The 13,300-nt window shown below is 70.2% G+C and carries 13 protein-coding genes; 9 read left to right on the top strand and 4 right to left on the bottom strand.

The features are described from left to right. Positions 1–169: 169 nt before the first annotated feature. From ABR738_RS11600 to ABR738_RS11585, 4 genes are all read left to right on the top strand, one after another. Positions 170–979: a PspA/IM30 family protein gene (locus tag ABR738_RS11600; protein WP_350229889.1), complete on the top strand. Its 810-nt coding sequence runs from the start codon at positions 170–172 to the stop codon at positions 977–979. Between the two features lie 19 nt (positions 980–998). Then, positions 999–1,277 (top strand): PspA-associated protein PspAA, encoded by a 279-nt coding sequence (gene pspAA, locus ABR738_RS11595; protein ID WP_350229888.1) that lies wholly within the window; start codon positions 999–1,001, stop codon positions 1,275–1,277. A 96-nt stretch (positions 1,278–1,373) separates the two neighbouring features. After that, positions 1,374–2,594, top strand: a complete 1,221-nt coding sequence (locus tag ABR738_RS11590) for a sensor histidine kinase (protein ID WP_350229887.1) — start codon at positions 1,374–1,376, stop codon at positions 2,592–2,594. Continuing rightward, positions 2,591–3,280 carry a response regulator transcription factor gene (locus tag ABR738_RS11585; RefSeq protein WP_350229886.1) on the top strand — a complete coding sequence of 230 codons (690 nt, stop codon included), beginning with the start codon at positions 2,591–2,593 and terminating at the stop codon, positions 3,278–3,280. The genes ABR738_RS11590 and ABR738_RS11585 overlap by 4 nt, the downstream gene beginning before the upstream one ends. A 225-nt stretch (positions 3,281–3,505) precedes the next feature. Here the strand turns inward: ABR738_RS11585 and nadA are convergent, their stop codons facing one another. After that, the gene (gene nadA, locus ABR738_RS11580) at positions 3,506–4,732 is read right to left on the bottom strand and encodes a quinolinate synthase NadA (protein WP_350229885.1); all 1,227 of its coding nucleotides are present in this window, start codon (positions 4,730–4,732) and stop codon (positions 3,506–3,508) included. Positions 4,733–5,059: 327 nt separating this feature from the next. Between nadA and ABR738_RS11575 the strand changes: the two genes are divergently transcribed. Beyond that, a complete protein-coding gene (locus ABR738_RS11575; RefSeq protein WP_030933606.1) occupies positions 5,060–5,416 on the top strand; it encodes a HesB/IscA family protein in 357 nt (118 codons plus the stop codon). Positions 5,417–5,506: 90 nt separating this feature from the next. Here ABR738_RS11575 and ABR738_RS11570 read toward each other — a convergent pair whose 3' ends face one another. Together ABR738_RS11570 and ABR738_RS11565 are read right to left on the bottom strand one after the other, a co-directional pair. Beyond that, positions 5,507–7,054: a hypothetical protein gene (locus ABR738_RS11570; protein ID WP_350229884.1), complete on the bottom strand. Its 1,548-nt coding sequence runs from the start codon at positions 7,052–7,054 to the stop codon at positions 5,507–5,509. 115 nt (positions 7,055–7,169) lie between these two features. Next, positions 7,170–7,376, bottom strand: coding sequence for a hypothetical protein (locus ABR738_RS11565; protein WP_350229883.1), 207 nt, complete (start codon positions 7,374–7,376; stop codon positions 7,170–7,172). Positions 7,377–7,516: 140 nt separating this feature from the next. Here ABR738_RS11565 and ABR738_RS11560 point away from each other — a divergent pair, with 140 nt between their 5' ends. Next, the gene (locus ABR738_RS11560) at positions 7,517–8,491 is read left to right on the top strand and encodes a carbohydrate kinase family protein (protein WP_350229882.1); all 975 of its coding nucleotides are present in this window, start codon (positions 7,517–7,519) and stop codon (positions 8,489–8,491) included. A 15-nt stretch (positions 8,492–8,506) separates the two neighbouring features. On the opposite strand, the gene ABR738_RS11555 is transcribed toward ABR738_RS11560, so the two are convergent. Further along, the gene (locus ABR738_RS11555; RefSeq protein WP_350229881.1) at positions 8,507–9,889 is read right to left on the bottom strand and encodes a cysteine desulfurase/sulfurtransferase TusA family protein; all 1,383 of its coding nucleotides are present in this window, start codon (positions 9,887–9,889) and stop codon (positions 8,507–8,509) included. A gap of 273 nt (positions 9,890–10,162) precedes the next feature. Between ABR738_RS11555 and ctaC the strand changes: the two genes are divergently transcribed. From ctaC to ABR738_RS11540, 3 genes are read left to right on the top strand one after another with little or no spacing between them, the layout of a single operon-like run. Then, positions 10,163–11,161 carry an aa3-type cytochrome oxidase subunit II gene (gene ctaC / locus ABR738_RS11550; protein WP_469472071.1) on the top strand — a complete coding sequence of 333 codons (999 nt, stop codon included), beginning with the start codon at positions 10,163–10,165 and terminating at the stop codon, positions 11,159–11,161. Then, the gene (ctaD, locus tag ABR738_RS11545) at positions 11,158–12,900 is read left to right on the top strand and encodes an aa3-type cytochrome oxidase subunit I (RefSeq protein WP_328313356.1); all 1,743 of its coding nucleotides are present in this window, start codon (positions 11,158–11,160) and stop codon (positions 12,898–12,900) included. The genes ctaC and ctaD overlap by 4 nt, the downstream gene beginning before the upstream one ends. Then, on the top strand, positions 12,897–13,295 hold the full coding sequence (locus ABR738_RS11540) for a cytochrome c oxidase subunit 4 (RefSeq protein WP_350229879.1): 399 nt from the start codon (positions 12,897–12,899) through the stop codon (positions 13,293–13,295). Before ctaD ends, ABR738_RS11540 begins: the two co-directional genes overlap by 4 nt. The last annotated feature ends 5 nt before the right edge of the window (positions 13,296–13,300 follow it).

Below are 13,300 nucleotides of genomic sequence, written 5' to 3'. Positions count from 1 at the left end.
CCCCCCGAGGTCCACCTACTCCCTGCGCCGGATCGGCGCGGACCGTAGTCGTCCTTGGGGATGAGCGCATCGGCGTCCCAACAGTGCGGTAATGGATGCAGGGCCCGTACTGTGGGTTCTGTTGCAGCAGCTGGAGCTGGAGTCCGTCAGAAGGGGGCGCGCGAAGCCCATGAGCGGTGTCATGAAGCGTATGGGGATGATCTTCCGCGCGAAGGCGAACAAGGCCCTTGACCGGGCCGAGGACCCTCGCGAGACCCTCGATTACTCGTATCAGAAGCAACTGGAGCTGTTGCAGAAGGTGCGCCGCGGCGTCGCGGACGTCGCGACCTCCCGCAAGCGTCTTGAGTTGCAGCTCAACCAGCTCCAGAGCCAGTCCTCCAAGCTGGAGGACCAGGGCCGCAAGGCGCTGTCCCTGGGCCGTGAGGACCTGGCCCGCGAGGCCCTGTCCCGTCGCGCCTCGCTTCAGCAGCAGGTCACCGACCTGGAGACGCAGCACCAGACGTTGCAGGGCGAGGAGGAAAAGCTCACCCTGGCGGCCCAGCGCCTTCAGGCCAAGGTCGACGCCTTCCGCACCAAGAAGGAGACGATCAAGGCGACCTACACGGCGGCCCAGGCGCAGACCCGGATCGCCGAGTCCTTCTCGGGCATCTCCGAGGAGATGAGCGACGTCGGCATGGCCATCCAGCGGGCCGAGGACAAGACCGCGCAGCTCCAGGCGCGGGCCGGCGCGATCGACGAACTGCTTGCCTCCGGCGCGCTGGACGACCAGTCGGGCCTGGCCAAGGACGACATCCAGACCGAGCTGGACCGGCTCTCCGGTGGTACGGATGTAGAGCTGGAGTTGCAGCGGATGAAGGCCGAGCTGATGGGCGGTGGGTCCGCCGGCAAGCAGGCCATCGAGGGCGGCACCACGTCCGACAAGGCCGGCAACCCCGGCGGCAGCACCCCGCAGCAGAGCCCGCGCTTCGACAAGCAGTGACGAACGGCAGGAGACGTTCATGATCGTCCGGATCATGGGGGAGGGGCAGGTGAAGCTGGCGGACGGCCACTTCACCGAGCTCAACAAGCTCGACAACGACCTCCTCGCAGAGATGGAGGCCGGTGACGAGGACGGTTTCCGCCGCACCCTCGGCGCGCTCCTGGACGCGGTGCGCAGCCTGGGCGAGCCCCTTCCCGACGACGCCCTCGAACCGTCCGAGCTGATCCTCCCGAGCCCCGACGCGAGCCTGGACGAGGTCAGGGACATGCTCAGCGACGACGGCCTGATCCCGGGCTGACCCCGACGCCCCCCTCAGGGGGCCGGGGAGAGGCGTCGCGGCCGGGGCGGCTCCCGCGTCCCGTGCGGCCTGCCGGGCCCCTTACGGTAGGTGGCCGTGACCCTCATCGACCGGGCCCGGCCCTGGCTCAGGGCGCACCCGCTGGTCCTGGACGCGGCCCTCGCCATCGGCGTGCTGATCTCCATGGTCATCGGGTCGTTCGCCGACCCGCACGGGCCCGCCGGGCCGACCTTCGGCACCCGGACACCCGGCGCGCGTTCACTCGTTCTGATGGCGCTGGCCGCCCTCGTCCTCGTACCGAGGCGGCGCAGGCCCGTGGTCGTGCTCGCCTGCACCAGTGCGCTCACCATGGTCGAGCTCGCACTCGGCGCCCCGCCCGCCCCCGTCGCGATGAGCGCGGTCGTCGCGCTCTACACGGTCGCCGCCCACACCGACCGCCCCACCACCTACCGCGTCGGCGTGCTCACCATCGCCGTGCTCACCGGCACCGCCATGCTGCTCGGCACCCCGCCCTGGTACTCCCAGGAACACCTCGGGATCTTCGCCTGGACCGGCATGGCCGCGGCCGCCGGAGACGCCGTGCGCAGCCGGCGCGCCTTCGTCGACGCGATCCGCGAGCGCGCCGAGCGGGCCGAGCACGGGCGCGAGGAGGAGGCAAGGCGCCGGGTCGCAGAGGAGCGGCTGCGCATCGCCCGCGACCTGCACGACGTGGTCGCCCACCACATCGCGCTGGTCAACGTCCAGGCGGGCGTCGCGGCCCACGTCATGGACAAGCGGCCCGACCAGGCCAAGGAAGCGCTAGCCCATGTGCGCGAGGCCAGCCGCTCGGCGCTGGACGAACTGCGCTCCACCGTCGGCCTGCTGCGCCAGTCCGGCGACCCGGCGGCCCCCACCGAACCCGCCCCCGGCCTCGCCGTCCTGGACGATCTGCTGGCCGGGTTCCGTCGCGCCGGACTCGCGGTCGAGCTGGCCCGCACCGACCGCGCCCCGCTGCCGGCCGCCGTCGACCTCGCCGCGTACCGGGTGATCCAGGAGGCCCTGACCAATGTGCGCAAACACGCGGGCCCCGGCGCCAAGGCCGAGGTGAGCATCGTGCGCGTGGGGCCGGACACCGAGATCACCGTCATCGACGACGGCAGCGGCGCGGGCGCGGCGGGCGACGGCGGCGGCCACGGACTGCTCGGCATGCGCGAGCGCGTCACGGCTCTGGGCGGCCGCTGCACGGCCGGTCCCCGCTACGGCGGCGGCTTCCGCGTCCAGGCGATACTGCCGGTCACGGCGCCGGCGGGCGGGGCCACGGGGGAAGGCACACCATGACCATCCGGGTGGTACTCGCCGACGACCAGGCGTTGCTGCGCTCGGCGTTCCGTGTCCTGGTCGACTCCGAGCCGGACATGGAGGTGGTGGGCGAGGCGGCCGACGGCGCGGAGGTCGTCGACGTGGTGCGCGCGACGCTGCCGGACGTGGTCCTGATGGACATCCGGATGCCCGGCACCGACGGTCTCGCCGCCACCCGTGCCATCACCGCCGACCCGGCGCTCTCCGGCGTCCATGTGGTGATGCTGACGACCTTCGAGGTCGACGAGTACGTGGTGCGCTCCCTGCGGGCCGGCGCGTCCGGCTTCCTCGGCAAGGGCGCCGAGCCCGAGGAACTGCTCGGCGCGATCCGGGTCGCCGCGGCAGGCGAGGCCCTGCTGTCCCCGGCCGCGACCAAGGGCCTGATCACCACGTTCCTCGCGCAGGGCGGCAGTTGGGAGGCGGGCCAGGAGGACGCGGGCCGGCACGGCGAACGGCTCGCCGCCCTCACGGTGCGCGAACGCGAGGTGCTGGTCCAGGTGGCGGGCGGCCACTCCAACGACGAGATCGCCGAGCGCCTTGCCGTCAGCCCCCTCACCGTGAAAACCCATGTGAACCGGGCGATGGCGAAACTGGGTGCCCGCGACCGCGCCCAGCTGGTGGTCATCGCGTACGAGTCGGGCCTGGTGCGCCCGAGGGCCGACTGACCTCGGTCCGGCTGATCTCGGGCCGACCGATCTCGGGCCGACTGGCCTCGGTCCGGCTGATCTCGGTCCGGCTGATCTCGGGCCGACTGGCCTCGGTCCGGCTGATCTCGGGCCGGCTGATCTCGGGCCGACTGGCCTCGGGCCGGTACGGCGAAGGCCGCCCCCCGCAGAGGGAGGCGGCCTTCGCCGGGTCGCGCGGGCCTTCGCCGGCTCGCGCGGGCGGGGCTACGGCAGGGCCAGCATCCGCTCAAGGGCCAGCTTCGCGAAGCTCTCGGTCTCCCGGTCCACCTGGATCTGGTTGATCAGCTTGCCCTCGGCGAGCGATTCCAGGGTCCACACGAGGTGGGGCAGGTCGATGCGGTTCATGGTCGAGCAGAAGCAGACCGTCTTGTCGAGGAAGACGATCTCCTTGTCCTCGGCGGCGAACCGGTTGGCCAGGCGCCGCACCAGGTTGAGCTCGGTGCCGATCGCCCACTTCGAGCCGCGCGGGGCGGCCTCCAGGGCCTTGATGATGTACTCCGTCGAGCCGACGTAGTCCGCCGCGGCGACCACCTCGTGCTTGCACTCGGGGTGCACCAGGACGTTCACGCCCGGGATGCGCTCGCGGACGTCGTTGACGGAGTCGAGCGAGAAGCGGCCGTGCACCGAGCAGTGGCCGCGCCACAGGATCATCTTCGCGTTCCGCAGCTGCTCGACGGTGAGGCCGCCGTTCGGCTTGTGCGGGTTGTAGAGCACGCAGTCGTCGAGGGACATGCCGAGGTCGCGTACGGCGGTGTTGCGGCCCAGGTGCTGGTCCGGCAGGAACAGCACCTTGGTCGAACCGGGCTCCCCCTGCTCGAAGGCCCAGTTCAGCGCCCGCTCGGCGTTGGAGGAGGTGCAGATGGTGCCGCCGTGCTTGCCGGTGAACGCCTTGATGTCGGCCGAGGAGTTCATGTAGGAGACGGGCACGACCTGGTCGGCCACCCCGGCCTCGGTCAGCACGTCCCAGCACTCGGCGACCTGCTCGGCGGTGGCCATGTCGGCCATCGAGCAGCCGGCGGCGAGGTCCGGCAGGACCACCTTCTGGTCGTCACCGGTCAGGATGTCGGCGGACTCGGCCATGAAGTGCACGCCGCAGAACACGATGTACTCCGCCTCGGGCCTGGCGGCCGCGTCCCTGGCCAGCTTGAAGGAGTCGCCCGTCACATCGGCGAACTCGATGACCTCGTCGCGCTGGTAGTGGTGCCCGAGGATGAAGACCTTGTCCCCGAGCCTGGCCTTGGCCGCGCGGGCGCGCTCGACCAGGTCCGGGTCGGAGGGAGAGGGAAGGTCGCCGGGACATTCCACACCGCGCTCGCTCTTGGGGTCGGCCTCGCGGCCGAGCAGGAGCAGGGCGAGGGGCGTCGGACGCACGTCGAGATCGACGCGGCCGGCGAGGTCCTGACGGGGCTGGGCGGTGGTCACGTCACGCACCCTTTCTTTTCCTCAAGCGTGCGGCGGTGCCGCTCCAGTGGCCCCGGGGTGCTTGCACCCAAGGGTTTTCGTCTAAATGACGCTATCTATCATAACCGCTTCACGTCACTTTGACGATGGCCATAGTGTCGATGTGACGCACCCGGCTCCGTCCCCCTCGCCCCTGAGGTGTCCGGTCCGGTACGCGGTTGTCCACAGGCCTTTTCCCGCCTGCCTCCTTGTGTGCGAGCATGAAAGGGAAGAACCCGAAGCGCCCGGAATGAATCCGGGGCCCCGCCGGTTGCAACCGTCGGCAAGCAGTCTCCGTACAACCCGGGAGAGAAGCAGATGTCCGTATCGGACGAGACCACCACCGTGAGCGACGGCATCCTCCTGTCCGACGCCGCCGCCGCCAAGGTCAAGGGCCTCCTTGAGCAGGAGGGCCGGGACGACCTGGCGCTGCGCGTCGCCGTTCAGCCGGGTGGCTGCTCCGGCCTGCGTTACCAGCTGTTCTTCGACGAGCGCTCGCTCGACGGTGACGTCGTGAAGGACTTCGACGGCGTCAAGGTCGTCACCGACCGCATGAGCGCCCCGTACCTGGGCGGCGCCTCGATCGACTTCGTCGACACCATCGAGAAGCAGGGCTTCACCATCGACAACCCGAACGCGACGGGTTCCTGCGCCTGCGGCGACTCCTTCAGCTGAGCCTGACGCCGGCGAAAAGGCGGGTGCCCCCGGTTCACGGGGGCACCCGCCTTCGTCGTGCCCGGGCGCGGAAGCCCGCACGCCGCTCGCCTACCTCTTCGGCAGCTCCTTGCCCGTGTCCGCGTCGGTCACCTTCCTCGCTCCCAGCGCCTCGTGCAGCTGCACCGACAGGGTCTGCTGCTTGGCCAGGGCGACGCACATCTTCTTCGGGTCCTTGAGCTGCCCGGTCACCTTGACGCGTACCCCGTCGCCCGCCTCATCGGCGCTCGCCGTGTACGTGTCGCACACCCCGCCCCAGAACGTCACGTCCAGGGTCCGTCCGTCCGGCGCGAGCGCATAGGACTCCAACTGGCCATGGGCGCCCGGCGCCGTGGCGGAGCCGGACGGCGCCGGCACGGGGGCGCCGGTGGACGGCGACGGGGGCTTGGTGATGTACGGCGGGGCCACCGCAGGAGCCGTGATCGTGAACGGCTGCCCCGCGTCCGGCTTCACCTGGAACAGCCAGGACGGTACGAGACTCGGCGTGCCGCCCACGGACTGCGCGGCCAGACCGAAGACCGCGCCGTCGACCGTCACGGTCGAGGGCGTGGGCGGCGGCTGGTCGCAGGGCTGCTTGATGTTGCCCTGCGGATCGCTCGGCAGCCGCCCCTTCGTGGGCTGCCCGTCCAGCGGCACCGGGGCCGCGCACTCCTTGGCCCTCGGCCGCCCGGCGCCATGGCTGTTGAGCTGGGCCAGCGTCTGGTCCGCACCCATCACCGGATAGGTGGCGCCCTTGTCGAGAGCCTTCAACTGCCCGCTGCCGCCGACCACTTGACCGTCCGAGCCGACCTGAATGCCGGTCGTCCAGCCGTACGTGGGAAGCCCGCCGATCACCGGATCGGCGTTCACCACCCGGGCCGAGGCGAGGATTTCCCTGGCGTCCAGCTTGGCGTCGTCCTGGCCGAGCGCCTTGAGGACCGGGGCGGCGGCCGCCTTCGCCGCCTGCTCGCTGACCGGAGCGCCCCCGCTCGGAGCGCCGCCGCTCGCGGCGCCACCGGTGCCACCGCCGTCCGCACCCGTGGTGTGCATCGGACACATCTTCCCCTTGGGGCAGTTGTCCGTGCCGCCGCTGCCGAACCGCGCGAACGACCAGGTGCCCGGTGCCTTCTGAGTGACCGTCAGCGTCGGCCCCGAGCCGTCCTTCGTCGCGCCCACCTTCCAGGTGCCGCTCTCAAGACGCGCCGCCCCGTCCACGCCGAGCGCCCGCGCCAGGCGGTGCACATCGGCCTCGCTCACCGCACCGCGTGGCTGGTAGACGGATGCCTCGCCGGGCCCGCCGGGCAGCTTCACCGACGCCCGGTAGACCACCCCGTTGGGGTCGGGCTCGCCGGGCGCGATGCCGTTGCCGCCGCCGCTGCCCCGCGCGCCGCTCCCGCCGTCGCCCCCCGCCGCGCCCCCCTCGGGCGCGTTGTCGAGTGCGAGCGGGGGCGGAGCGCCGTCCTTGCCGGGCGCGGTGCCACCGCCCGAGGACGCCGTCGTGGCCCAGTACGCCCCGCCGCCGCCCACGGCCAGTACGGCCACGGCGGCCGCGGCGAGGACCAAGGCGGACCGCCGAGAACGCCGCTGCCGGGGCTCGTCCTGCGTGTGCTCGCTGCTCACCAGATCGCTCCTGTCCAGTCGTATCCCGCGTCCCCTTGGCGGGGGACGGCGATTGGACGGAGCGGGGGAGCGCACGGTTCCCTCCGCGCGCCGCACCCCGCGCGATCAGGCCGTTTCAGTCCCCGTATTCGGACATGTCCGCGATCAGACGTACCGAGGAGGACGGAATGGTCACACCGTGGATGCGGGACGGCGGCACCGGCTCAGGCGCGGTCATGGCCGGCACCACCCAGTGCGGAGCCATCCGCGCGCAATCCCCGCGCAACCCCTCAAGACCCCGGTCCGTCGCCGCCGCCCGTCCGCCGTTCAGCTTGGTTTCCATGTCCGCACCGTACGCAGCACAGCGTCTGCGCAGAAAGACCTACTATTGGGTAGTTTCCGCCGGTCGGCCCGGCGGGGGCGACCCGGTAGCGTGAGCTGTCAACGCCCGCCCCTCGCATTCTCATCAGGAGCGCCCCCGTCGTGCGTATCGCAGTCACCGGCTCCATCGCCACCGACCACCTCATGACCTTCCCCGGCCGATTCGCCGACCAGCTGGTCGCCGACCAGCTGCACACGGTCTCCCTCTCCTTCCTGGTCGACAACCTCGACGTACGGCGCGGCGGCGTCGGCCCCAACATCTGCTTCGGCATGGGCCAGCTCGGCGGCCGGCCGATCCTGGTCGGCGCCGCGGGCTCCGACTTCGACGAGTACCGCGCCTGGCTCGACCGGCACGGCGTGGACACCGGCTCGGTGCGGATCTCCGAGGTCCTGCACACCGCCCGCTTCGTGTGCACCACCGACGCCGACCACAACCAGATCGGCTCCTTCTACACGGGCGCGATGAGCGAGGCCCGCCAGATCGAGCTGAAGGCGGTCGCCGACCGCGTGGGCGGGCTCGACCTGGTCCTGATCGGCGCCGACGACCCCGAGGCGATGCTGCGCCACACCGAGGAGTGCAAGGCGCGGAGCATCCCCTTCGCGGCCGACTTCTCGCAGCAGATCGCCCGCATGTCCGGCGCCGACATCCGCACCCTGCTCGAGGGCGCGACGTACCTCTTCTCCAACGAGTACGAGAAGGGGCTCATCGAGTCCAAGACCGGCTGGAGCGACGAGGAGATCCTGGCCAAGGTCGACTACCGCGTCACCACCCTCGGCTCACGCGGGGTGCGCGTCGAGCGGACCGGCGCCGAGCCCATCGTCGTCGGCGTACCGGAGGAGGAGGCCAAGGTCGACCCGACGGGCGTGGGCGACGCGTTCCGCGCGGGCTTCTTGACCGGTCTGTCCTGGGGCGTGGGGCACGAGCGCGCGGCCCAGGTCGGCTGCATGCTGGCCACGCTGGTCATCGAGACCCTGGGCACCCAGGAGTACACGATGCGCCGGGCCGACTTCATGGACCGCTTCACCAAGGCGTACGGCGAGGAGGCCGCCGCCGAGGTGCGCACCCACCTCAAGTAGGCCGGGCGGCGGCGGTCAGCCGACCCGGCGCACCCGGTAGGCGGTCCCGGCCGCCGCCGGGTGCTCGCCCAGGTACTCCTGACCGCGCATCTCGCACCACGCCGGGATGTCCAGACGGGCCGCCTCGTCGTCGGCGAGCACGGTCACCGTGCCGCCGACGGGCACCTGGCCGATGGCCTTCGCCAGTTCGATGACCGGAACGGGACAGAGCCGGCCGATCGAGTCCACCGTGACCTCCGACTCGGCGCCGGCGGCCCCGGGGGCGGCGGCCGGCGCCCCCAGTTTCGTCCGCACCGATGCGACCACCGAGGGCAGCACGTCGAGGAACCGCTCGACGTCCCCCTCGGCGGTGCCCAGCGGCAGGGACACCCGCACATTGCCCTCGCTCAGGACGCCCATCGCGCGCAGCACATGGCTGGGCGTCAGGGTGCTACTTGTGCAGGACGAACCGGAGGAAACGGAGAAATCCGCCCGGTCGAGCTCGTGCAGCAGCGTCTCTCCGTCGACATAGAGACAGGAGAAGGTGACCAGGTGCGGCAGCCGTCGCACGGGATCGCCCACCACTTCCACATCCGGCACGAGCTCCGCGACCCGGCCCCTGATCCGGTCCACCAGGACCCGCAGGCGCGCCGCCTCGGCCTGCGCGTCGGCCCGCACCGCCCGCAGCGAGGCCGCCGCCGCGACGACGGCCGGAATGTTCTCGAAGCCCGGCGCGCGTCCCGACTCCCGCTCATCGGCCGGGCCTTGGGGCGCGAACCGTACGCCCTTGCGCACCGCGAGCAGTCCGACTCCTGCCGGACCGCCCCATTTGTGGGCACTCGCCGCCAGGACGGACCAGCCGCCCCCGACCGGTCCCCACCCCAGCGATTGCGCCGCGTCCACCAGGAGCGGCACCCCCGCCGCCCGGCACACCTCGGCCACCTCGGCGACCGGCTGGACCGTGCCCACCTCGTGGTTGGCGGACTGGAGACAGGCGAGCGCGGTGCCGGGGCGCAGGGCCGCGGCGTACGCGTCGGGGGAGACCCGGCCCGTACGGTCCACCGCGACCTCGGTGACCGTGCCGCCGTCCGACGCGTGGGAGGCGGCCGAATGGAGCACCGAGGAGTGTTCGACCGCGGACACCACCAGGTGCCGCCCGACACGCCGACGCCCGGACAAGGATCCGTAAATTCCCGCGTGCACCGCCTGGGTCCCCGAACCGGTGAAGCTGAGCTCGTCGGGGCGGCAGCCGACGGCCTCGGCGGCGGCCTCGCGCGCCGCGTCCAGGAGCAGCCGGGCGCGCCGTCCCTCCCGGTAGAGCCGGGCCGGATCGGCCCACCCCTCGTCCAGGGAGGCTTGCAGGGCCTGGTGGGCGACGGGGTGCAGGGGGGCCGAGGAGGCCGCGTCGAAGTAGGGCACGGCGCCACGCTAACCCCGGTCGGCCGGGCGGGCGCCGGTGGCCGGGGCGAGGGCCCGTCAGATGGCGGCCGGAGGCCGGGATTCCGCCGGGGCTCCACCCCTTCGGGGACTCGGACGGCGCGTTGGGCACCCTCCCCGCGCGACCCCAAATAGCGTCCAGTAGGGTTTGCTCCGCATAAACATCCAAACCCCTGCCCGTGTGCCAGGGCGGCGACCGACCAGCGAGACGGCCGTAGCCGACCACCGCGGGCGAGACTCTCGGGAAGGCGCTACGTGAGTCCCAACGGCTCCGACCTCCCCCGCTGCCTGGAAGGCGCGGGTGGTTCCCCCACGTCGAGGCGCCCGATGCGGCGGAAGCTGCCGCAGGTGCTGACTGCGGGCCTGGTCCTGGCGACAGCATCCGGTTGCTCGTACAACTGGAAAGACTTCCCTCGGCTTGGTATGCCCACTCCGGTGACGGACGAGGCTCCCAGGATCCTGTCCCTCTGGCAGGGCTCGTGGGCGGCTGCGCTCGCCACGGGCGTGCTGGTCTGGGGCCTGATCCTGTGGAGCGTCATCTTCCACCGGCGTAGCCGCACCAAGGTCGAGGTACCCCCGCAGACCCGGTACAACATGCCCATCGAGGCGCTGTACACCGTGGTTCCGCTCATCATCGTCTCCGTGCTGTTCTACTTCACGGCACGCGACGAATCGAAGCTCCTGGCCCTGTCCCCGAAGCCCGCTCACACGGTCAACGTGGTCGGCTACCAGTGGAGCTGGGGCTTCAACTACGTCGAGGACGTGCCCGGTGTGAAGGGCGACGCCAAGACGGACAAGAACCTGGAAGCGATTCCGGACCGGTTCAAGAAGGACTTCCCCGCGAACGCGGGCGGTGTCTACGACGTCGGCATCCCCGGCACCCGTAACCCGCAGACCGGAAACCCGGGCCCGACCCTGTGGCTGCCCAAGGGCGAGAAGGTCCGCTTCGTGCTGACCTCGCGCGACGTCATCCACTCCTTCTGGATCGTGCCCTTCCTGATGAAGCAGGACGTCGTTCCTGGGCACACCAACTCGTTCGAGGTCACGCCGAACCAGGAAGGCACCTTCCTGGGCAAGTGCGCCGAACTCTGCGGCGTCGACCACTCGCGCATGCTCTTCAACGTGAAGGTCGTCTCCCCGGAGCGCTACCAGCAGCACCTCAAGGAGCTGGCGGCGAAGGGCCAGTCCGGTTACGTGCCGGCGGGCATCGCCCAGACCGATCCCGCCAAGAACGCGGAGACGAACAAACTGTGAGCATCCTCAACGAATCTCAGGGTGCCGCGGCAGCAGACGACTCGTACGAGAACGAGCTGCCGGTCCGGCGCAAGCAGCCGGGAAACGTCGTCATCAAGTGGCTGACCACCACTGATCACAAGACGATCGGCACGATGTACCTGGTCACGTCGTTCGCGTTCTTCTGCATCGGCGGCATCATGGCGCTCTTCATGCGCGCCGAACTCGCCCGTCCCGGCACGCAGATCATGTCGAACGAGCAGTTCAACCAGGCGTTCACGATGCACGGCACGATCATGCTGCTGATGTTCGCGACGCCACTGTTCGCCGGATTCGCGAACTGGATCATGCCGCTTCAGATCGGCGCGCCCGACGTGGCGTTCCCGCGGCTGAACATGTTCGCCTACTGGCTCTACCTGTTCGGCTCGACCATCGCGGTCGGTGGCTTCCTCACCCCGCAGGGCGCGGCCGACTTCGGCTGGTTCGCCTACAGCCCGCTGTCGGACGCGGTCCGCTCGCCGGGCGTCGGCGCCGACATGTGGATCATGGGTCTGGCCTTCTCCGGCTTCGGCACGATCCTCGGTTCGGTCAACTTCATCACCACGATCATCTGCATGCGCGCTCCCGGCATGACGATGTTCCGTATGCCGATCTTCGTGTGGAACGTCCTGCTGACCGGTGTGCTGGTCCTGCTGGCCTTCCCGGTCCTCGCGGCCGCGCTGTTCGCCCTGGAGGCGGACCGCAAGTTCGGTGCGCATGTCTTCGACGCCAGTAATGGCGGCGCGTTGCTGTGGCAACACCTCTTCTGGTTCTTCGGCCATCCAGAGGTGTACATCATCGCGTTGCCATTCTTCGGAATCATTTCCGAAGTGATCCCGGTGTTCAGCCGAAAGCCGATGTTCGGCTACAGCGGTCTGATCGGCGCCACCATCGCGATCGCGGGTCTGTCCGTGACCGTGTGGGCGCACCACATGTACGTCACCGGTGGCGTGCTCCTGCCGTTCTTCTCCTTCATGACGTTCCTCATCGCCGTGCCGACGGGCGTGAAGTTCTTCAACTGGATCGGCACGATGTGGAAGGGCTCACTGTCCTTCGAGACGCCCATGCTGTGGGCCGTCGGCTTCCTGATCACCTTCACCTTCGGTGGTCTGACCGGCGTCATCCTGGCCTCGCCGCCGATGGACTTCCACGTTTCCGACTCGTACTTCGTCGTCGCGCACTTCCACTACGTCATCTTCGGCACCGTGGTCTTCGCGATGTTCTCCGGATTCCACTTCTGGTGGCCGAAGTTCACCGGAAAGATGCTGGACGAGCGCCTTGGCAAGATCACCTTCTGGACGCTGTTCGTGGGCTTCCACGGCACGTTCCTGGTGCAGCACTGGCTGGGTGTCGAGGGCATGCCGCGTCGTTACGCGGACTACCTCGCGGCCGACGGCTTCACCGCGCTGAACACGATCTCGACGATCTCCTCCTTCCTGCTCGGTCTGTCGATCCTGCCGTTCCTCTACAACGTCTGGAAGACCGCCAAGTACGGCAAGAAGATCGAGGTCGACGACCCGTGGGGCTACGGCCGTTCGCTCGAATGGGCGACGTCGTGCCCGCCGCCGCGGCACAACTTCCTCACCATGCCGCGCATTCGCTCCGAATCGCCGGCGTTCGACCTTCACCACCCGGAGATCGCGGCTCTCGACCAGCTCGAGAACCACGGCGACGTCCACGGTGACAACATGCTCACCGGTGGCAAGGAGGCCGGGAAGTGAAGATCCAGGGCAAGATGTTCCTGTGGCTGTCCGCCTTCGTCCTGATCATGGCCATCGTGTATGGCGTGTGGTCGAAGGAGGCGGCCGGAACCACCGCGCTCTTCATGGCCTTCGGCCTGAGCGTCATGATCGGCTTCTACCTGGTCTTCACGGCCCGGCGGGTCGACGTGGGCGCCCAGGACGACAAGGAGGCCGACGTCGCGGACGACGCCGGTGAGGTCGGCTTCTTCTCGCCGCACTCCTGGCAGCCGCTCGCGCTCGGCATCGGCGGCGCCCTGGCCTTCCTCGCGATCGCCATGGGCTGGTGGCTGCTGTACTTCTCGGCTCCGCTGATCCTGGTCGGCCTGTACGGCTGGGTGTTCGAGTACTACCGCGGCGAGAACCAGAACCAGTAGGTCCT

This window comes from Streptomyces sp. Edi4, assembly GCF_040253615.1.
Lineage (GTDB): Bacteria > Actinomycetota > Actinomycetes > Streptomycetales > Streptomycetaceae > Streptomyces.
This window is presented reverse-complemented; position numbering and strand designations above follow the sequence as displayed.